Here is a 20,181-nt window from a genome sequence, read left to right on the forward strand (position 1 = left end):
CTCACCTGGAGGCCCCCGGCGTGATCAGCCGGCCGGCTCGAGCTGCACGATGAGGGCGCGATGATCGCTGCCCCCGGCGTCGTCGAGCACGGCGGAGCCCGTGGGGCGCCAGTTGGCCGACGCCATCACGTGGTCGATGGGGGCGCCGGCGAGAGCGGGGAACGAGCTCGGCCAGGTGCCGGACATCCCGTTGCCGGTCCGGGAGGCGACGTCGCGGCAGTACCCGATGTCGCCGCCGTCGATGCCGAGGGAGGCCATGTGATCCACGGTCGCATTGAAGTCGCCGGCGAGGATGAAGTCACCTGCGGGGCACTGGTCGGCGATCCACTGCAGGTCGCTCTGCCACTGCTGCATCTCCTCCATGCGCGGCGCGACGGCATGCACGGCGACGATCGTGGGGCCATCGCCGTCGATGGGCATGAGCACGGCGCTGGGCACGGATCCGGTGTTGTTGCTCCCGTCCTTCGACGACTCGATGACGGAGTACTCGCCGAGCTCCGGAGCCACGAGCACGGTGGTCTGCCACGACTGCGGACCGTCCTCCACGTCCGGGCGGAACTGCACGTGGTGCACCCACATGGGATGCCCCTGCTCGCGCAGCATGAGCGCGATCCGCTCGCCGACCTCCTCGGTGGTCTCGGGCAGCGCCACCACGTCGGCCTCCTGCTCCAGGATCTCCCGGGCGATCTGCTCGGCGGAGACGGCCTCACCCGCCGTGTTCCAGGTGAGCACCCGCAGGCTCGTGTCGGTCCGCTCGGGGAGGGCGGCCACGCCGAACCCCCGCGTCGCCCCGATCACGCCGGTCGCGGCGGCACCGAGCAGCGCGACGATCAGGATGGACGCCGCGAAGCCCCGCAACGGCCGGGCGAGCAGGAGCAGCAGCGCCAGCACCGCGATGACCAGGAAGCCGCCGAGCACGAGGCCGCGGGCGGCGACGAGCTGAGCGAACGGGTAAGTCTGCTCGAGGCGGAAGAACTGCGGCCACACGACGACCGCCGTCGCGATCGCGAACAGGACGGTCAGCAGGATCCCCAGGAGTCGAAACATCCCGTCCAGCCTAGAAGCGCCGCCTGTGAAGTCCCTGCCTCAGGACCGGCTCGTCGCCGCGATCGGTGTCCGGGATTCCGCGCCACGCGCGTCGGCGCTCGGTACGCTCGGAGGATGCCCGTTCCGCCCGCCGGTCCCGCCGACCTGCACCTGCATTCCAACCACTCCGACGGCACTGAGGCGCCCGCCGAGGTCATGAGACAGGCGCATCGGCACGGGGTGCGGACCGCGGCGCTCACGGATCACGACCGCACCACCGGCTGGGCGGAGGCCGGCGACGCCGCCGTCGCCCTGGGTATGACCTTCCTTCCGGGCATGGAGCTCTCCGCCAAGCACGAATGGCGCAGCGTGCACGTGCTCGGCTACCTCTTCGATCCGGAGGATGCGGCGCTGCGGGCCGAGACCGACCGGATCCGGAACGACCGGATCGGGCGCGCGGAGCGCATCGTCCGCAACATCGGCCGCGACTACGACCTGCACTGGGACGACGTCCTCGCCCAGACCACGCTCGACGCGACGGTCGGCCGTCCCCACATCGCCGATGCCCTGGTGGCCCGCGGCATCGTGCGCGATCGGGGGGAGGCCTTCGACGGCATCCTGCACCCGAGGGAGGGCTACTACGAGCCCCACTACGCGCCGGACCCGCTGACCGCCGTGAGACTGCTCACCGAGGCGGGAGGCGTGGCGATCATCGCGCATCCCGTGACGGCGGGCCGTGATCGGATGATGCCAATGCCGTACATCGAGCGGCTGCTCGAGGCGGGGCTGGCCGGGTTCGAGGTGGACCATCGAGAGAACACGGCCGCCGGCAAGCGGCTCCTTCGCGAGCTGGCGGAACGACACGACCTCATCGTCACCGGGTCCAGCGACTACCACGGCACGGGCAAGCCCAACGTGCCGGGGGAGAACACCACCACGGAGGCCATGGTGGCCCGCATCATCGACCGCGCCACGGGCACCCCGCCGCGGCGTCCCTGAGCCCGGCGGACTGTCGGCGGTCTCCCGGCGTTCTGTCGACCCCGACCGCTACGGTCCGAGGCATGCAACGTGCCACCTCCCTGGAGCGCCGCGTCGATGCGGCCGCCCGTCGTGTCCTCCGCGCGGTGCCGACGACGGGCTTCCGCGCCGGACTCGCCGAGTTCGTCGTGTTCGTGCTCAAGCAGGCGTGGGCGTGCGTGTTCGGCGCGGCGCTCCTGGTGGTGATCATCGCGGCCCGCCTCTGGTATCCCGACGACGCGGCGCTCGCCCGCAACGACGCCCTGACGATCGCGGCCGTCCTGATCCAGGTGGCGATGCTCGTGTTCCGGCTGGAGAGCGGACGGGAGCTCTGGGTGATCGTGCTCTTCCACATCACGGGGACCGCGATGGAGCTGTTCAAGACCGACGTCGGCTCCTGGGCGTACGCCGCGGACGGCATCCTGCGCATCGGCGGCGTCCCGCTGTTCAGCGGCTTCATGTATGCCGCGGTCGGCTCGTACATGGTGCGGGTGTACCGGCTGTTCGACCTCGGGTTCACCCGCTATCCGCGGCGGTGGATGACGGCCGTGCTGGCCGCGGCGATCTACATCAACTTCTTCACCCACCACTGGTGGTGGGACGCGCGGTGGGTGCTCCTCGCCGCCGTGGTCGTACTCTGGCTGCCCACGATCCTGCACGCGCGCGTGTGGCGCCGCACCATTCGCCTGCCGCTCCTGGTCGTGTTCGCCGGCGTCGCGGTGTTCATCTACCTCGCCGAGAACATCGGCACGTGGGCGGGCGCCTGGGCCTACCCGGACCAGGCGGAGGGATGGCAGCCGGTGTCGCTGAGCAAGCTCAGTTCCTGGTTCCTGCTGATGATCATCTCGGTCGTGCTCGTCGCCTGGGTCTACCCGCCGCAGGTCCCGGCCGCGCTCCTGCAGAACGAGGGGCGCCGCACGGAAGACCGTGCGGCGCCCCTCGGACGACGGTGATGCGGATCAGGCGCCCGCGACGGGTGCCGCTCCGGTGCCGGAGCCGCCGCGACGACGGCGGCGGCGACGCGCGGGAGCGGGCTTGCCGTCGTGGTGCTCCTTGCCGGCGCCGTCGTGCGTGCCGGCGCCCTCGGCGCCCCGGTCGGCGGCCTGCGGGGTCGAGCCCTCGGCGGACCCGCCCTCGGTCGCCCCTTCGGCGAAGGTCGAGCCGACGGGCGTGGAACCCGTGCGGCGGCGGCGACGGCGGCGCGTGCCGCCCTCCCCGGTCCCTTCGGCGGCGGCGTCGGCAGCGCGCTCCGGGCGACGGGAGCGCTCGGTCTTGACCGCCTCCTTCTTCGGCGCGCTCACGAGCCGGCCCTTCGTCCCCTCGGGGATGTCGAGGTCGGTGTAGAGGTGCGGGCTCGAGGAGTAGGTCTCGATGGGCTCGGGCTGGCCGAACTCGAGGGCGCGGTTGATGAGGGCCCACTTGTGCAGGTCCTCCCAGTCGACGAACGTGACGGCGATGCCGGTCTTCCCCGCGCGGCCGGTGCGTCCCGCGCGGTGCAGGTAGGTCTTCTCCTCGTCGGGGATCGTGTGGTTGATGACGTGCGTGACGTCATCAACGTCGATACCGCGCGCGGCCACATCCGTCGCCACGAGCACGTCCTTCTTGCCGGCTTTGAACGCGGCCATGGAGCGCTCGCGCTGGTCCTGGCCCATGTCGCCGTGCACGCCGCCCACGTTGAAGCCGCGGTCGGTGAGCTCGTCGACGAGGCGCTGGGCCGCGCGCTTGGTCCGCGTGAAGATCACGGTCTTGCCGCGCCCCTCGGCCTGCAGGATGCGCGCGATGACCTCGTCCTTGTCGAGCGAGTGCGCGCGGTAGACGAGGTGCTTGATGTTCGCCTGCGTCAGACCCTCGTCCGGATCGTTCGCGCGGATGTGGATGGGGTTGGTCATGAACCGCCGCGCGAGCGCGACGATCGGGCCGGGCATGGTCGCGGAGAACAGCTGGGTGTGCCGCACCGCCGGCACCTTCTGGAAGATCTTCTCGATGTCGGCGAGGAAGCCGAGGTCGAGCATCTTGTCGGCCTCGTCGAGCACGACCTCGGTCGCGTTCGAGAGATCGAGCAGGCGCTGGCCGGCGAGGTCGATGAGACGACCCGGCGTGCCGACGACGATCTGCGCGCCGGCCTTGAGCTGGTCGATCTGCCCCTCGTAGGCCTTGCCGCCGTAGATGGCGACGACGCTCGTGGAGCGGTTGCTCGTGAGGAGGTCGATGTCCTCGTAGACCTGCACCGCGAGCTCGCGGGTGGGGACGACGATGAGGGCCTTGACGCCCGGCTCCGGGTCCTTCCCGAGTCGCTGCACGACCGGGATGCCGAAGCCGAAGGTCTTGCCGGTACCGGTCTTGGCCTGCCCGATGATGTCCTGGCCGGGGAGGCCGAGGGGGATGGTCTGCTCCTGGATGGGGAAGGCATCGACGATGCCCTTCGCTGCCAGTGCGTCGACGATGTCCTGGTCGATGCCGAGTTCGGCGAAACTTGTCACTGTGTTCAGATGCCTGTCCGGCGACCTCGCGATCGCCTCGTAAACGGAGCCACGCCGTCTCGTGTGCCACAGGCGCGGGGCCCCGCTCCGACGGCGGGGACACGCCCAGCCTACCGGAGGGGCGGCTCCGGACAGGGAGGACGCCGTCGCCCGAGTATTGTGAACGACGTGGCCGACTCGGGAGGAACACCTCGTGGTTAAGTGGTTCTGGCAGCGCGATGCCGCGCCGCGACGCACCCTGGCGCTGCGCAGCCGCGGCGAGCAGAGCGATGCGACGCGTGTCGACTTCGCGGAGCTGGCGCCCGAGCTCGACCGGTTCCTCGGCCAGGCGGCCTACCTCCAGCTCGGCTACTTCGAGACGCTGACGCGGCTCATCCGCGCGACTCCCGAGCTGTCCGAGAAGGAGTCGCTGTCCCGGGCCGCCGGTGCCGCGCTCACCAAGCACCGGGGCATCGTCGACATCATCGCGGCACGCGGCCAGGACCCGACGCAGCTCATGCTCCCGTTCCGCGAGCACCTGGACGCGTTCCGGCGCAAGACCATCGGGGCGCGCCCGCGCGAGACCCTGCTCGCGGTCTACATCACGGCGGGCATGCTCGACGACTTCTACCTCGCGCTCGCCTCGAGCTACGGCGAGACGGGGCGGCGGGTCGCCGAGATCCTGCGCGAGGATGATGCGCGCCACGAGATCGTCGCGATCATCCAGGAGACGATCGAGAGCGACGAGGAGTGGCGCTCGCTGCTGTCCATGTGGGCACGGCGCCTCGTGGGGGACACGATCCTCGTCTGCCGTGCGGCCCTGCGGCCGGAGCTCCTCGCCGTGGAGGAGGCCCGGATCGAGCCGGTGTACACCGAGCTTATGGGAGCGCACGCCCGCCGCATGGATGCGATGGGACTCGCGTCGTAGCTCAGATCCCGAGCGCGGCCTTCGTCTGCGCGTCACCGCGTCGACGCCCTGCGGTGAGAGCCGCGGTCGCCAGCGCCGCGACGACCACCGCGCCGAGGATGCTCGCGAGCCACAGCCAGACGCTGTCCTCGCCCACGCCGGCCCATTGCAGGCTTGTGTAGACGATCGCCGAGACGGCCGTCGCGATCGCCGGGGCGAGGGCGACGCCCCGCAGCTCGCGACCGCCGATCAGGAAGTGCGCGGCGATCCCGAGCACGCAGGCGCCGACGAGGGCGAGGAGGATGTACATGCGCGGGTCAGGCGACGAAGCCCACGCGACGCGACTCCTCGGTGCCCAGCTCGATGTAGGCGAGGTTCGCGGTCGGCACGATGTAGGAGTTGCCCTTCACGTCGGCGAAGCTCAGGTGCGAGGCGCTCTGCTCGAGTGCCGCGGAGACCTGGGTGCGGACCTCGTCCGCCGTGGCAGCGGTGTCGAAGCTCAGCTCGCGGCCGGTGTTGATGATGCCGATGCGGATTTCCACGGGTGCTCCTTGCAGGTCGTCGGACTCGCCCAACTCTATCGCGCAGCCGGCGGCGGAGACCGGTGACGGGGGCCGTTTCGCCCTGAGCGCACAACCCGCGAGCAGCCCCGCCCTCGACGCCGATGTCCGCGCCTCCCGATAGCGTGGAGGGATGATGTCGGATGCCGCGCAGCGAGCTGTGATCACGGCGCCGCCGACCGCATCCGGCGTCGTGATCGGCGCCCCCGGCACGGGTAAGACGCGCACGCTCGTCGACCGGGTCGTGCAGCTCCTCGAGGTCGAGGGGCTGCGTCCGGAGGAGGTGCTGGCGCTCACCCCGAGCCGGCAGGCGGCCACCGCGCTGCGCGACCGGATCGGCGTGCGCATCGGCCAGGCGACGCCAGGGCCACTGGCACGCTCGCTCGGGTCGTTCGCGTTCCAGCTGGTCCGCGGGGCGATGGTCCGCGAAGGCGTCGAGCCGCCGGCGCTGCTCACCGGCGCCGACCAGGATCGCATCATCGCCGAACTGCTGGCCGGAGATGCCGAGGACGCCCGCATCTCCTGGCCTCCGGCGCTCAGCGAGCCGGTCCGCGCCTCGAAGGCCTTCCGCTCCGAGCTGCGCGCCTTCCTCGCGGAATGCACGGAGCTGGGGGCGAGCCCGGCGGAGCTGCGCGCCACGGGCGACGCGGTGTGGACGGCGGCCGCCGACTTCGTGGAGGAGTACCGCGCGGTGCTCGACGCCCTGCGGGCCGCGCACCGTGACACCGCCGACCTCCTCAGCGAGGCGGCGGGGATCCTCCGCACCGCCGACGGCGCCACCCTCGGACCGCTCGCACCGCTGCGGGTGGTGCTCATCGACGACGCCCAGGAGCTCACGCGCGGCGGGGTCGGCGTGGTGCGCGCGCTCCGGGAGCGGGGCGTCGCGGTGCAGGCGTTCGGCGATCCCGACATCTCCTCCGGTGCCTTCCGCGGTGCCAGTCCCGAGCTGTTCGCGCAGCTCACCGGCGCGCTCGGCACCGTGCACGTGCTCGACGGCGCGCACCGGCAGCGCCCCCTGCTGACCGCGCTGACGCGCACGGTGACGCAGGCGATCGGGGCGTCAGGACGGGTCGAGCACCGGCGGGCGCCGGCGCCCGCGGCCGAGGACGACGAGGCCGAGGTGTCGACCTTCCTCGCCCCGTCGCCCTACGAGGAGTTCGACCGCATCGCCGGGGTCATGCGGGACTGGCATCTCCGCGCCGGGATCCCGTGGGAGCGGATGGCGGTCATCGCCCATGACACCCGTCAGGTCACAGCCCTCGAGACCGAGCTCGCCGCGCGCGAGATCCCGACGAGGGCCGCCGGTGTGCAGCGCCCGCTCGGCAGCGAGGGGATCGTGCGCGACATCGTCGGCATCGTCCGGCTCGCGCTGACCCCGGACGACGAGCGCACGGTGCAGGCCTGGGAGGAGGCGCTGCGCACACCGTTCGGCGGCATGGATGCGATCGCGCTGCGGCGGCTGCGCGCGCGGCTCCGCCACCTCGAACTCGGGCAGGGCGGGTCGACCCCGGCGCGCGAGCTGCTGCGCGCGGCGATGTCGGCGCCGGCCACCCTGACGCTCATCGATGCGCCCGAGTCGCGGACCGCCGAGCGCTTCGCCGAGACGGTCGCCGGCGTCGCCCGTGCGGCGGCGGAGGGCGAGACGATCCACGACCTCCTGTGGCGCATCTGGGAGCAGGCCAGGGCCGTCGACGGGCGGCGGCTGCACGTCGCGTGGCGGGAGATCTCGCTGCTGCCCACCGGCGCCGAGACGGCGCGGTCGCTCGACGCCCTCGTGGCCCTCTTCGACGCGGCCAAGCGCTTCGTCGAGCGCACCCCGAACGAGCGTCCCGAGGTGTTCGTGCGCGACATCCTCGACAGCGAGGTGCCGGAGGACACGCTGTCGTCGCCCGAGCGGCCGGGCACGGTGACGCTGCTCACGCCGGCCACAGCGCTCGGCACGGAGTTCGACGCCGTGGTCGTCGCCGGGGTGCAGGACGGCGTGTGGCCCAACGTGCGGCTGCGGGGCGGGCTGCTCCAGACCTGGCGGCTCGCCGACGCGCTGATCGCGGCGCGCTCTGGCCTGCCGGCGGAGGTGCCCGGCGTGCTCGACCGGCGTCGCGCCGCTCTGCACGACGAGCTGCGCCTGTTCGTGCGGGCGCTCTCCCGGGCGCGCCATCGACTGCTCATCACCGCCGTGGACGACGACGACCTGTCGCCCAGCGCGTTCTTCGGATTCCTGCCGCCGCCGGAGCCGCCGGAGCGCCATGCCTCGGCGGAACACCCCCTCACGCTGCGCGGGCTCGTCGCGCGGCACCGTCGCGTGCTCACCACGGCCCCCGCCGAGCAGGCGCGGCGCGAGGCCGCCGCCCAGCTCGCCGTCCTGGCCAGGGAGGGGGTGCCCGGTGCGCATCCGCACGACTGGTACGGAGTAACGGCGCCGTCGACCGCGGCACCGCTCCGCGATCTCGCCGCGAACGGCGCACGGGTGTCGCCCTCGGCCGTGGAGTCGTATGAGGAGTGCGGTCTCAACTGGGTCGTCTCGGCCCTCGGGGGCGATACGGTCATGCCGCCGACGGCCGGTATCGGCACGATCGTCCACGAGGCGATGGAGCGCGTACCGGACGGCGATCTCGCGCGCATGCGGGAGATCGTCGAGGAGCACTGGCCGGAACTCGACTTCGAGACGGCGTGGATCGGACGCAAGGAGCGCCGCCGCGCCGACCTGTTCGTCGACCGGCTGCACAGCTACCTCGGCGAGGTGAGGAGAGACGGCGGGCGCGTCCTCGGCAGCGAGGTGGAGTTCCGGTTCGCCGTCGACGTGTCCGGTGCGACCGCCGAGCCCACGGTGCACCCGGTGGGAGTGGACCGCGGGCACCGTGCCATCGTGCACGGCTACATCGACCGGGTCGAGGCGTACCCGCCCGGTGCCGGCGAACACGGCCCGGCGCGCGGCCGCGGCTGGCAGACGATGGCCGGCGGGCCGGAGGGGACCACGGTGGTCGTCGACCTAAAGACCGGGAAGACCGATCCGGAGTCGGACGGCGGCGTCGTCCAGCACGCCCAGCTCGCGGCGTATCAGATCGCGGTGCAGGAGGGTCTCGTGCCCGGCGCCGCGCCGGGCTCGCTCGGGGGCGCGCGGCTCGTCATCGTCTCGAAGACGCTGGCCAAGAGCGACTACCGCGTCGCGCATCAGCATGCTCTGGACGCCGAGGCCCGATCGCAGTTCCTGCGCCGGGTCGCGGAGGTCGCCCGCGGCATGTCGGCGGCGAGCTTCTCGGCTCAGGTCGAGGCGCACTGCGCCGACACCCAGCGCCGGGTGCATCCGTGCCGCATCCACACCGTCCCGGCGGTGAGCGCATGACCGCAGGACCCGCGGACGCCGTGCTCTCGGCGACCGATATCGCCGCCGCGCTCGGACTCCCGACCCCGACGCCCGCCCAGCAGCAGGTGATCGAGGCCCCGCTCGAGCCCGCCCTCGTCGTCGCCGGAGCCGGCAGCGGCAAGACGGAGACCATGTCGGCCCGGGTCGTCTGGCTCGTCGCGAACGGGCTCGTCCGCCGGGACGAGGTCCTCGGACTCACGTTCACGCGCAAGGCGGCGGGGGAGCTGGCGGAGCGCATCGGCGCCCGCCTCGCCGTCGTCGACGAGTACGGGCGGCGGGGTCTGCTCCCGCACCTCCCGGAGATCGTCGCCGGAGGAGCGCTGCGCCGGGTGGCGGACGCCGCGCCGGGGCGCCAGCGGGAGCTCGTCCGCGCGCAGGTCCTCGACGACCTCGCCCGGCAGCACGGCACGGGCGGAGAGCCGGCGGTCCGCACCGCCGACGACCTCCTCATCCGCCCGCGCGTGTCGACCTACAACGCCTTCGCGGACGGCATCGTCCGCGAGCACGCCGCCCGCATCGGCCGGGATCCGGATGTGGCGATGCTGAGCCAAGCGGCCTCCTGGATGCTGGCGCGGGAGGTCGTGCTCCGCAGCGACCTGCCGGAACTGGAGGAGGTCGACTACGCCCTGGGGACGGTCATCGACGCCGTGCAGCGGCTCGCCGGCGAGGCCCTCGACCACCGCGTCGACCTCGCGGAGGCGGAACGCCTCGCCGCGGCGCAGGCCGCGGCGTTCGAGCCCTACCGCTCCCACGCCGACGTCGAGAAGGCGGCGGTCAACCTGCGTACCCTCCCGACCCTGACCCGCCTCGTGCGGGACTACATCGCCGAGAAGGATCGCCGCGGCGTGCTCGACTTCGCCGACCAGGTCTCCGGCGCGTACGACATCGTCGAGTCCGCGCCGGACGTCCGCGCCGAGCTGCGCGAGCAGCACCGCGTGGTGCTGCTCGACGAGTATCAGGACACCTCCGTGATCCAGACGCGCTTTCTCGCGGAGCTGTTCCGCGACACGGCCGTCATGGCCGTCGGCGATCCGCACCAGTCGATCTACGGCTGGCGCGGGGCCAGTGCCGACAACCTGTATGCGTTCCCCCGGTCGTTCTCGAGTGCAGGCGGCGTGCGCACCTACAGCCTCATGACGAGCTGGCGCAACGACCGGAGGATCCTCGACGTCGCCAATCGGGTGCTCGAGCCGCTGCAGCGCCCCGGACTCGATGTGCCGCCGCTGGAGCCGCGGCCGGGCGCGGGGGAGGGCACGGTCGCCGTGCGCTACCCCTTCACCGTCGACGACGAGGCCGCCGAGGTCGCGGCCTGGTTCGCCGAACGCCGCGCCGCCCACGAGGCGACCTCGGCCTCCCCGCACACCGGCGCCATCCTGTTCCGGTCCAAGCGCCACATGCAGACCTTCGCCGGCGCGCTCGCCGCGCGGGGCATCCCGCACCGCATCCTCGGCCTGGGCGGCCTGCTCGCCACGCCCGAGGTCGTCGATGTGGTCTCGACGCTGCGGGTGGTGCACGATCCGACGGCGGGCTCGGCGCTGATCCGGCTCCTCACCGGCCCGCGCTTCGGCGTCGGGGTGGCGGACATGGCGGCGCTCTACGAGCTGGGGCGCGCACTCGCGGAGCGCGACACCGCCCTCATGCCCCTGCCCGACGAGGTCAGGGTGCGGCTCCGCTCCTCCCGCGGTGCCGACGAGGCCGTCTCCATCGTGGACGCGGTCGACATCGTGCGCGCGGTCCGGGACGACTACCGCCTGCTCGAGGGGATCACGCCGGAGGGACGCGCCCGGATCCGCGCGGCAGGGGAGATGCTGGAGCGTCTGCGTCGCGCGTCGTCCCAGCCCATCCCGGAGCTCATCCGGCTCATCGAGCTGGAGCTGCGGCTGGACATCGAGCTCGCCGCCAACGAGACCCGAGGTCCCGCGCGCGTCGCAGCGACCCAGCTGCGGGCGTTCGCCGACGAGGTGCGCGCGTTCCTCGCCGCCGACGAGCGCGGCACGATCGGCAGTCTGCTGGCCTGGCTCGACAAGGCCGAGAGCACCGACGAGCTGATGCCGCGCCCGGAGCCGCCGGAGCCCGGCGTCGTGCAGCTCCTCACGATCCACGGGTCGAAAGGCTTGGAGTGGGACGCGGTCGCCGTCGTGCGCCTCGTGGTCGACGAGCTGCCGGGACGCGTGTCCGACACCTCCGGCTGGTTCGGCTTCGGCGTCGTTCCCTTCGCGCTGCGCGGAGACCGGGATGCGCTCCCGCGCTTCGTCTGGGATCCGGAGGAGGCGATGGCGGGGGAGACCGACCCCGGCACGCGGCAGAAGCGCGCCCAGGCGTCGCTGTCGGGCGGTGTGACGAAGGCGAATCCGCACGGTGGCGCGCTCAAGCGCTTCAAGGACGCCTACCGGGAGTATCAGCGCCAGGAGGAGCGTCGCCTCGCCTATGTGGCGATCACCCGCGCCAAGAGCGATCTTCTGCTCAGCGGAGCCCACTGGGCGGGCCAGAAGGCGCCGCGCACACCGAGCCCGTACCTCCTCGAGGCCATCGACGTCCTCAGCCTCGACGAGATCTCGCCGGTCGATCCCGACGAGAACCCGTACGACGGTCCCGGCGCCACGCTCCACTGGCCGCTCGATCCCCTCGGCGGGAGGCGCGCCGTGGTGACCGCCGCGGCCGCGCTCGTCGAGGAGGCCCTGCACGACGACGCCGCCGTTCCGACGGAGGAGCTGCGCCGGCTCCTCGATGAGCGGGCGGCCCGCCAGCACGGAACGGACGCGGAGGCTCCCACCCGCGTGCCCGCCTCCCGGTTCAAGGACTACGTCACGGATTACACCGGCACCCTGTCCTCGCTCGTGCGTCCGATGCCGGAGCGTCCGTACCGCCAGACCCGTCTGGGGACCCTGTTCCACGCGTGGGTGGAGCAGCGCTCCGAGCTCGTCGGCGTCGGGACCCGGGTCGATGAGGCGCTCTGGGAGATCGACGAGGACGAGCCCGAGGGCGACAGCGTACCGGGCGCTCCGGGGTCAGGGGCAGCGGCGGATGCCGCCGACCTCGCGGCGCTGCAGGAGACCTTCGAGCGGAGCGAGTGGGGGCCGCTGCAGCCCCTCGCCGTGGAGATCGAGATCGACTTCGCGCTGGGCGCCGGCCTTCCGGGGACGGGTGCCGGCGCCGCGGACGCGCACATCGTGATCTGCAAGCTCGATGCGGTGTATCGACGCGCCGACCGCGGCGGACGGATCGAGATCGTGGACTGGAAGACCGGGCGGGCGCCGCGGACGCCGCAGGAGCGCGAGGAACGGATGCTGCAGCTCGCCCTCTATCGGCTCGCGTACCACCGACGGTTCGGTGTCCCGCTGGAGGAGATCGACGTGGCGCTGTACTACGTGGCCGACGACCTCGTCATCCGCGGGGATCGCGTCTACTCGGAGGAGGAGCTCTTCCAGCGCTGGAGCGCTGCCCGCGCCGCGCGCTGAGCCTCCTCGGAGTCGTCGTCGGCTGCGGGGGAGGACGAGGGGGCGGAGTGCTCAGCTCGTCCGCTCCCGCGCGTCTCGGCGAACGCCTGGGCGACGCCGGAGAGGTCTTCGGTCTCGATGCTCGCCACCGCGGCGCGGCGTTCCGCGTCCGGCTGCGACGGTGCATCCGCGGGCTTCTCCGCGTCCGTCGACGCCGCCGCCGGGGCGTCGCGGTCGGCGTCGTCCGCCTCCGCCGCCCAGAGTTCTTCGGGGTTGTAGGCGTCGGTCTGCATCGAGGTGTCCACCTCGGGGGCGGCCGCCACCGGCACGCGGTCGAGCGCGTCCATGGCGGAGTCCACGTCCGAACGTCGGTCGCCGGGCACGCCGAGGTCGTCATGGCGGAGGCCGTCGGCGAGAGCCTCGAGCAGCGCCGCAGCGTCCTCCACGATGTCCTCGCGCCGCAGCGCGTCGCCGTGGACGAGCCAGCGCGCGAACTCCAGCTCGGCGAGCAGACGCGCGCGGACCTCGAGCCCGGCATCGGGAGTGCGGTCCATGGCACGGGCGTAGGCGCCGTGCACGTCGGCCGCCGCGTCGGGAGCCGCGGACAGCCAGGAGAGATCGAGTGCCGGATCGCCGACCGCGAGACCGTGCCAGCCGATCACGCCGGTGACCTCGGGGCCGCGCTCGGGGTGGTCGTCGAAGAGGAAGGACGTCGCCTGCACGCCGCCGAGCACGACGGTCGACTCGAAGCGCCAGAGGTCGTCGTCGGCGACGGCGTCCCGCCACCGCACGGTGAGGCGGGCAGGGACGTGTCCGGTGGCGGCCGCGGTGTCGACGAGGCGCTCCAGCTCGGCGCGGCTCTCCTCGGCGCTGCGCATCACGAGCCCGGCGCCGCGGACGACCGACGTCGGCAGCCCGTGCACGGCGGCGATCGCGGCTCCCATGGATTCCGCCGCGCCGCGTCCGGCGGGCACCATCGACGCCTCGATCTGGAAGCCGGGGAGCAGCTCGGTCACGAGCGCACGCCCTTCGCCCACCCTGGTCTCGCCGATGTAGCCGGGGGCGCGGAACGGCAGCATGGCACGCGCACCGTCGGTGAGGGCGCGCAGCGCCAGGGCCTCCGCCGCCAGCTCCCGCGCCGCGTCATCGTCGTCAGCCACGCGGATCGCGAGTTCCCGGCCGTCGGCGAGCGAGGCGACGGCGGAGTCGAAGCGCCCGTCGCCGTCCGCGGTGAGCGCCCGGGTGCCCGTGACCTCCGCGCCGGGAAGTGCGGCCGTCACCGCCGCGGCTAGAGTGAATGGAGAGCGTCCCATGCCCCCAGGGTAGGTCGGCTCAGGGGCGGTCCCGCCTCCGCCACGCCCGTGAAAGGGGGAGTCGATGAGCATTCCGCGCCCGTTCTTCGACCGCGCCGCCGAACTCCGCGAGGAGGAGGGCGTGCTCGAGCGTCTGCGCGACGACGCGGGCTCGCGCGTCGTCGTCGTCCGGGAGGGACGTGTGCGCGTGGCGGCCTCCGCGCTGCTGCGCGTCTCGCCGGACGAGGTCGCGGACGGGACATGGGCGCTGCTCGGCCGGGATGCCGACGGCGCGGCGCTCCTGCTCGCCGCGCTGCCGCCGGAGACCGATGCCCTCGACACCGCGCCCGACGAGATCTGGCTCGGGCTCCGCGACCTCGGCGGGCGCCTGGACGCGGGGGAGTCCGAGGTCCTGGTCGCCGCCGTCGCCCTGGCCGGCTGGCTCCGCGACGCCCCGTTCTGCCCCACCTGCGGTGGAGGGACGGAGCTGCGCAACGCGGGCTGGTCTCGACGGTGCCTGGTGTGCGGGCGCGAGCACTTCCCGCGGACCGATCCCGCCGTGATCGTCGCCGTCGAGAGCGGGGACGGCGAGCGGCTGCTGCTCGGCGCCAACGCCAACTGGGGCGGACGCATGTACTCCTGCTTCGCGGGTTTCACCGAGGCGGGCGAGTCCCTCGAAGCCACCGTGCACCGGGAGATCGAGGAGGAGTCCGGCGTGCGGCTGTCGGCCCTCCGCTACGTCTCCTCGCAGCCGTGGCCGTTCCCGCGGTCGCTCATGGTCGGCTTCCGGGCGGTCGTCGAGGACGACGCGGCGGCGCGCCCGGACGGCGAGGAGATCATCGACGTCCGGTGGTTCACGCGGACGGAGATCGGCTCCGCGCTCGCGGGGAACGGTCCGGTCGGACTCCCGGGGCCGGCCTCGATCGCGCGGGCCCTCATCGTCGACTGGTTCGAGGAGCGCCCGTGAGCGCACTCGATGCCCTCGACGAGCGGCAGCGAGCGGCGGCCTCGGTCCTGCGGGGCCCGGTGGCGGTGCTCGCGGGGGCCGGGACGGGCAAGACCAGGGTCATCACGCATCGCATCGCGCACGGGGTGGACACGGGTGCCTACTCGCCGTCGCGCGTGATGGCGGTCACGTTCACCGCGAAGGCCGCCGGCGAGCTCCGCGGCCGCCTCCGTGCGCTCGGGGTCGAGGGCGTGGCCGCCCGCACCTTTCACGCGGCGGCCCTCGCACAGCTCAACTTCTTCTGGCCCACCCTGGCCGGTGCGCCCGCGCCGTCGATCATCGACAACAAGGTGCGCCTGCTGGGCCAGGCCGCCGATGCCATCCGCCTGCGTCCGAGTACGGCGACCCTGCGCGACATCGCCGCGGAGATCGAGTGGCGGAAGGTCTCGATGATCTCGATCGACCGGTACGCGGAGCTCGGTCGCCCGATCAGCGGGATCGACCCCACGCAGCTCGTGGAGCTGATGCGCGGCTACGAGGCGCTCAAGGACGAGCGTCATCAACTCGACTTCGAGGACGTGCTGCTCGCCTGCGCGGGGATGCTGGAGACCGAGCCCCGGGTCGCGGCCGCCGTCCACGAGCAGTACCGGCACTTCACCGTCGACGAGTTCCAGGATGTGTCGCCGCTCCAGAACCGGCTCCTGGAGCTCTGGCTGGGCGATCGGCACGACATCTGCGTGGTCGGCGACGCCAGCCAGACGATCTACTCGTTCGCCGGGGCGGAGCAGCGCTTCCTCCTCGAGTTCGAGCGGCGGCACCCCGACGCGACGGTCATCCGGCTGGAGACGAACTACCGGTCCCAGGCCCCCATCCTGACGGCGGCGAACGCCTTGATGCACGGCAGGCCCGGCGCGCTGGAGCTGGTCCCGGCCCGGGAGCAGTTCACGGCGGAGCCGCCGACGGTCACCGCGTACGACACGGAGGCCGAGGAGGCCGCGGGCATCGCCGCCGGCGTCGCGGCCCGGATCGCCGGGGGCGCGTCCCCGGCGGAGATCGCCGTGCTGTATCGCGCCCATGCGCAGTCCGCGGTGCTCCAGCAGGCGCTCGCCGCCGAGGGCATCGCCACCTCGGTGCTCGGGGGCACGCGGTTCTTCGCCATGCCGGAGGTGCGCCAGGCGATCCTCGCGCTCCGTGCGGCGGCGGTGGCGCCGACCGAGCACGGCTTCCTGCCCGGGGTGCGACGGGTGCTGCGCGAGCTGGGACTCACCGAGGAGCCTCCGGCAGCCGGGGGAGCCCAGCGCGACGGGTGGGAGGCGCGGCGTGCCATCCTCCGTCTCGCGGAGGAGGCGGGGCCGGAGACGACTCTGCGGTCCTTCAGCGACGACCTCATGGCCCGCGCGAAGGATCAGCACGAGCCGACGATGCGGACGGTGACGCTGTCGACGCTGCATGCCGCGAAGGGCCTGGAGTGGCCGCACGTGTACCTGGCCGGATGGGCGGAGGGGTCTCTGCCGATCTCCTACGCCACGACGTTCGAGGCCGTCGACGAGGAACGGCGTCTGGCCTACGTCGGGGTCACGCGGGCTGCGCGCACGCTGGAGCTGTCGTGGGCACGGACGGCGGGGCGCGGCGAGCGGGCGCCGTCGCGATTCCTGGCGGAGATGGGCACGACGGCGCGCGGCACAGGCATTCTGCGCGAAACCGCACCGAACGCCACGCGATCCCGCCGTCCGCGCTGACCCTGGCGATGCGCGCCGGATCGGCCGCGCGCAGGAGATGCGCGGCGACGGCCCCGGCGGCAGCCACCCTGGCGAGCGTGAGGCGTCCGGGGTCGCGGCCGACGAGCTGACCGTGCAGGAGCGGCCAGGCCGGATCGCGAGCGGTGTCCTCGGCGTCCCGGCAGCTCAGACACGGCGTGACCCCGGGGATCACGAGCGGCCCCACGGTGATGCGCGCGGGCTCGACCGCGACGGGCAGGTGCGGGTGGTCGGCGCGCAGCATCGGGGCGAACTGCACGGCGGCCGCCGCGCCGGGGACGAGGACGACGGCGACCGCCGTCGACCCCCGCTCCTCGGCCGTCGCGAGCGGCACGCCCTCGTCCTCGAGCGTCTCGCACAGCCGCCCCTCCGCGCGCGTGTCGGTGAGGCCGAGCGCGGAGACGCGGGCGGCGCGCGGCGGAGCGGGCTCATCCTGCAGCGCGGGTTCGACGACGGCCAGCAGCCGTCGCGCCTCGGACCACGGTGCACCCGCGCGGTGCGCGATGACGTCGAACGCGCTGCGCCGGAATCCTCGGCGCATGCGGCTGAGGACCCGTTCGACCCACGGTGCGGAGGCCGGGACCCGGATGCCGGGGTCGTCGCCGATCTGGAGGGTCGTCCCATCGCGCCAGAGCAGCGGGAACGCGGGATCGAGACGGGTCAGGGTCGTCGGGGTGAGCGGCACCCCTCGATTCTGCGGAGCCGCGCGAGGCCGCAGACCGGTTCGAGGGATCGGTGGAGAAATCGGCGGGCTCTGCCCGGTCGGGGAGGGAGAGTGCTCAGTCGTCCTCGATGACCCGGGCTCAGACCGGGCGCTCGCCCTCCGGAGCGTCGTCGTCGCCGTCCTCGCCGCTGCCCTCGGCCGGCGTCTCCCCGGAGAAGTCGTCGCCGTCCAGCAGGCGCGCGAGCGCCTCGTCGAACTCGTCCGCCTCGGGCTGCTCCCCGCGCTCGGCGGCCTGCAGACGTGCGATCAGCGCCGTCGGGTCGTCGATGTCCTCGGCGGTGGGCATGAGGTCGGGGTAGTCCCACAGGGAATCCCGGGCGGCGACGCCGACGGCATCCGTGACCGCGCGCCACATGGCCGATGCCTCGCGGATGCGCCGCGGGCGGAGCTTGAGCCCGACGAGCGCGCCGAGGGCGTCCTCCGCCGGGCCGCCGACCGCGCGACGGCGGCGGGCCGCCTCGGCGACCCTGCCGCCGTCGGGCAGCCGGGTGGTGGCCTCCGCCGTGACCACGTCGACCCAGCCGTCGATGGTCGCGATGAGGTTCTCCAGGCGGGCGAGGGCCTCGCGCTGCGCCTCGGTCTGCGTGGGCAGGAGGGCGCCGCCCTCGATCGCCGCGCGCAGCTCCTCGGGGTTCGAGGGATCGAGGCGGCTCGCCACGTCCTCCAGGGCGTCGACGTCCACCGTCACGCCGCGGGCGAAATCGGTGATCTGCGCCATCACGTGCAGATGCAGCCACTTGGCGTGACGGTACAGGCGGGCGTAGGCGAGCTCGCGGGTGGCGATGTAGAGCGCGATCTGGTCCTCGGGGATCTCGAGTCCCTCACCGAAAGCCGTGAGGTTCTGCGGGATCACGGCGGCCGTGCCCGCCGGCAGCACGGGGATGCCCACGTCGCCGCCGGAGACGACCTCGAGCGAGAGGTTGCCGAGCACCTGCCCGAACTGGGCGGCGAAGACGGAGCCGCCCAGGCCCCGCATCAGGCGTCCCGCACCCTGCACGACACCGCGCATCTCCTCGGGGACCTGGGTGTCGAGCGCGGCCGTCAGGGCGTCGGCGATGCTCGTCGAGACGGGGCCGGCGATCTCCTTCCACACCGGCAGCGTCTTCTCGACCCACTCGCCGCGGGTCATCGCCACCGGGGGAGCGGCGAGTTCGGAGATGGTGGTCACCTCGCCCAGCCACAGGTTCGCCAGAGCGAAGGAGTCGGCGAGGGAGGATCGTGAGCCGTCGGCGATGCCCTGGCCCTCGCGGTTGGCGATGTGCAGGGCCTGCCGGAGCGAGTTCTCCCACGGATCGCCGCCGAAGGCACCCTGGAGCTGCGCCATGATCGTCTGCATCATCGCCGGGTCGAACGTGAAGCCGTCCATCCCCTGGAAGGCGCCGCGGAGCGCCTCGGGGTCGATGTCGCCGCCGCCCTGGTTCGAGAGCATCCGTCGCAGGAACTCCTGGAAGTCCTCCGGGTTCGGTTCGTTGTCTGCCATGTCGCTCGCCCTCTCAGCACGTCTGAAGCCGTGGCATCTACGCTAGTCACAGGTTTCAGTGCGCGACCCCGAAGCGGGCAGATCGCTGTACGCCGCTCGCGAACGACGGAGGATTGCTGTGGAACGACCGCGCGCAGGGAAGCTCGGACTCGGGGTCTGGGCGCTGGTGGTCGCGCTCGCGGCGCTCGCCGTCCTCACGTTCCTGCCCTCGCCGTACGTCATCCAGCGCCCTGGTCCCGTGTACGACACCCTCGGCACCGCGAAGAACGCGGACGGCGAGCAGGTCCCGCTCATCAGCGTGGAGGGGACGGAGACCTACGAGACGGGCGGAACGCTCGACCTCACCACCGTCCAGGTCGTCGGCAACCGGGAGCGCACGCCGAGCTGGTTCGAGCTCGCACTCGCCTGGATGGACGCGTCGCGGGCCGTCGTGCCGCTGGACGCGGTCTTCCCCGAGGGCGTCACCACCGAGCAGCGGGACGAGCGCAACGCGATGCTCATGGTCGACTCGCAGCACGAGGCGACGGCCGCCGCGCTGAACGAGCTCGGCTACGACACGGGAGCCGAGGTCGTCGTGGTCGATGCGGTCGAAGGGTCGCCGGCCGACGGTCTGCTCCAGGCGGACGACGTGATCACCGCGATCGACGGCACGCCCGTGACCTCGGCCACCGCGCTGCGCGAGGCCATCCAGGAGGCGGGCGGCGATCCGGTCGCGCTCACGGTGCGCCGCGACGGCGACGAGCAGACCGTGGAGATCACGCCAGAGGAGCAGACCCAGGACGGCACGACGACGTGGCTGATCGGCATCACGCTGCGCACGGACTACGACTTCGAGGTCGACGTCACGATCCAGCTCGACAACGTCGGCGGCCCCAGCGCGGGGATGATGTTCGCTCTCGGGATCATCGACACCCTGACGCCGGGCGAGCTGAACGGCGGCAAGGAGGTCGCGGGTACGGGGACGATCGACGCCGAGGGGACCGTCGGGCCGATCGGAGGCATCCGCCAGAAGCTCTACGGCGCCCGCGACGCCGGTGCGGACTACTTCCTCGCCCCGGAGGCGAACTGCGACGAGGTCGTGGGGCACGTTCCGGACGGCCTGCAGGTCATCCGCACCGCGACCCTCGACGAATCGCTCGCGGCGCTGGAGGTCATCGCCGAGGACGGCGACGTCGACGCGCTGCCGACCTGCGACGTCCCGGCCACCTGAAC

The 20,181-nt window shown here is 72.9% G+C and carries 14 protein-coding genes; 8 read left to right on the forward strand and 6 right to left on the reverse strand.

From position 1 onward, the window contains the following. Positions 1 to 24: 24 nt before the first annotated feature. Positions 25 to 1,047, reverse strand: a complete 1,023-nt coding sequence (locus ACFU8V_RS07915) for an endonuclease/exonuclease/phosphatase family protein (protein WP_025102968.1) — start codon at positions 1,045 to 1,047, stop codon at positions 25 to 27. Between the two features lie 114 nt (positions 1,048 to 1,161). Between ACFU8V_RS07915 and ACFU8V_RS07920 the strand changes: the two genes are divergently transcribed. Then, complete coding sequence (locus ACFU8V_RS07920; RefSeq protein WP_378870269.1) at positions 1,162 to 2,025, forward strand: PHP domain-containing protein; 864 nt, start codon at positions 1,162 to 1,164, stop codon at positions 2,023 to 2,025. A gap of 62 nt (positions 2,026 to 2,087) precedes the next feature. Beyond that, complete coding sequence (locus ACFU8V_RS07925; protein ID WP_378870272.1) at positions 2,088 to 2,996, forward strand: DUF817 domain-containing protein; 909 nt, start codon at positions 2,088 to 2,090, stop codon at positions 2,994 to 2,996. A 6-nt stretch (positions 2,997 to 3,002) separates the two neighbouring features. Here ACFU8V_RS07925 and ACFU8V_RS07930 read toward each other — a convergent pair whose 3' ends face one another. Continuing rightward, positions 3,003 to 4,523: a DEAD/DEAH box helicase gene (locus ACFU8V_RS07930; RefSeq protein ID WP_378870274.1), complete on the reverse strand. Its 1,521-nt coding sequence runs from the start codon at positions 4,521 to 4,523 to the stop codon at positions 3,003 to 3,005. A 193-nt stretch (positions 4,524 to 4,716) separates the two neighbouring features. Here ACFU8V_RS07930 and ACFU8V_RS07935 point away from each other — a divergent pair, with 193 nt between their 5' ends. Next, a complete protein-coding gene (locus ACFU8V_RS07935) occupies positions 4,717 to 5,430 on the forward strand; it encodes a ferritin-like fold-containing protein (RefSeq protein ID WP_249521505.1) in 714 nt (237 codons plus the stop codon). 1 nt (position 5,431) lies between these two features. On the opposite strand, the gene ACFU8V_RS07940 is transcribed toward ACFU8V_RS07935, so the two are convergent. After that, on the reverse strand, positions 5,432 to 5,719 hold the full coding sequence (locus ACFU8V_RS07940) for a hypothetical protein (protein WP_378870279.1): 288 nt from the start codon (positions 5,717 to 5,719) through the stop codon (positions 5,432 to 5,434). Between the two features lie 7 nt (positions 5,720 to 5,726). After that, complete coding sequence (locus tag ACFU8V_RS07945) at positions 5,727 to 5,951, reverse strand: DUF3107 domain-containing protein (protein WP_025102974.1); 225 nt, start codon at positions 5,949 to 5,951, stop codon at positions 5,727 to 5,729. Between the two features lie 151 nt (positions 5,952 to 6,102). On the opposite strand from ACFU8V_RS07945, the gene ACFU8V_RS07950 reads away from it, so the two are divergent. Both ACFU8V_RS07950 and ACFU8V_RS07955 read left to right on the forward strand, forming a co-directional pair. Beyond that, the gene (locus ACFU8V_RS07950; RefSeq protein WP_378870282.1) at positions 6,103 to 9,312 is read left to right on the forward strand and encodes an ATP-dependent helicase; all 3,210 of its coding nucleotides are present in this window, start codon (positions 6,103 to 6,105) and stop codon (positions 9,310 to 9,312) included. Then, entirely contained in the window at positions 9,309 to 12,791 is a 3,483-nt protein-coding gene (locus ACFU8V_RS07955) for a UvrD-helicase domain-containing protein (RefSeq protein ID WP_378870285.1), read from the forward strand. Before ACFU8V_RS07950 ends, ACFU8V_RS07955 begins: the two co-directional genes overlap by 4 nt. On the opposite strand, the gene ACFU8V_RS07960 is transcribed toward ACFU8V_RS07955, so the two are convergent. Continuing rightward, a complete protein-coding gene (locus ACFU8V_RS07960; protein WP_025102977.1) occupies positions 12,737 to 14,083 on the reverse strand; it encodes a hypothetical protein in 1,347 nt (448 codons plus the stop codon). The genes ACFU8V_RS07955 and ACFU8V_RS07960 overlap by 55 nt on opposite strands. A gap of 64 nt (positions 14,084 to 14,147) precedes the next feature. Here ACFU8V_RS07960 and nudC point away from each other — a divergent pair, with 64 nt between their 5' ends. Then, on the forward strand, positions 14,148 to 15,029 hold the full coding sequence (gene nudC, locus ACFU8V_RS07965) for an NAD(+) diphosphatase (RefSeq protein WP_025102978.1): 882 nt from the start codon (positions 14,148 to 14,150) through the stop codon (positions 15,027 to 15,029). Further along, positions 15,026 to 16,747: an ATP-dependent helicase gene (locus tag ACFU8V_RS07970; RefSeq protein WP_025102979.1), complete on the forward strand. Its 1,722-nt coding sequence runs from the start codon at positions 15,026 to 15,028 to the stop codon at positions 16,745 to 16,747. The genes nudC and ACFU8V_RS07970 overlap by 4 nt, the downstream gene beginning before the upstream one ends. Positions 16,748 to 17,568: 821 nt before the next feature. On the opposite strand, the gene ACFU8V_RS07975 is transcribed toward ACFU8V_RS07970, so the two are convergent. Beyond that, positions 17,569 to 18,969, reverse strand: a complete 1,401-nt coding sequence (locus ACFU8V_RS07975; protein ID WP_378870290.1) for a zinc-dependent metalloprotease — start codon at positions 18,967 to 18,969, stop codon at positions 17,569 to 17,571. A gap of 118 nt (positions 18,970 to 19,087) precedes the next feature. On the opposite strand from ACFU8V_RS07975, the gene ACFU8V_RS07980 reads away from it, so the two are divergent. Beyond that, a complete protein-coding gene (locus tag ACFU8V_RS07980) occupies positions 19,088 to 20,179 on the forward strand; it encodes a PDZ domain-containing protein (protein ID WP_085607056.1) in 1,092 nt (363 codons plus the stop codon). The last annotated feature ends 2 nt before the right edge of the window (positions 20,180 to 20,181 follow it).

Source organism: Microbacterium sp. NPDC057658 (assembly GCF_042799975.1).
GTDB lineage: Bacteria > Actinomycetota > Actinomycetes > Actinomycetales > Microbacteriaceae > Microbacterium.

Coding starts and splice junctions, on each gene's coding strand:
- nudC (WP_025102978.1), top strand. CDS start 14,148: ATGAGCATTCCGCGCCCGTTCTTCGACCGCGCCGCCGAACTCCGCGAG.
- ACFU8V_RS07925 (WP_378870272.1), top strand. CDS start 2,088: ATGCAACGTGCCACCTCCCTGGAGCGCCGCGTCGATGCGGCCGCCCGT.
- ACFU8V_RS07950 (WP_378870282.1), top strand. CDS start 6,103: ATGATGTCGGATGCCGCGCAGCGAGCTGTGATCACGGCGCCGCCGACC.
- ACFU8V_RS07940 (WP_378870279.1), bottom strand. CDS start 5,719: ATGTACATCCTCCTCGCCCTCGTCGGCGCCTGCGTGCTCGGGATCGCC.
- ACFU8V_RS07955 (WP_378870285.1), top strand. CDS start 9,309: ATGACCGCAGGACCCGCGGACGCCGTGCTCTCGGCGACCGATATCGCC.
- ACFU8V_RS07960 (WP_025102977.1), bottom strand. CDS start 14,083: ATGGGACGCTCTCCATTCACTCTAGCCGCGGCGGTGACGGCCGCACTT.
- ACFU8V_RS07915 (WP_025102968.1), bottom strand. CDS start 1,047: ATGTTTCGACTCCTGGGGATCCTGCTGACCGTCCTGTTCGCGATCGCG.
- ACFU8V_RS07975 (WP_378870290.1), bottom strand. CDS start 18,969: ATGGCAGACAACGAACCGAACCCGGAGGACTTCCAGGAGTTCCTGCGA.
- ACFU8V_RS07920 (WP_378870269.1), top strand. CDS start 1,162: ATGCCCGTTCCGCCCGCCGGTCCCGCCGACCTGCACCTGCATTCCAAC.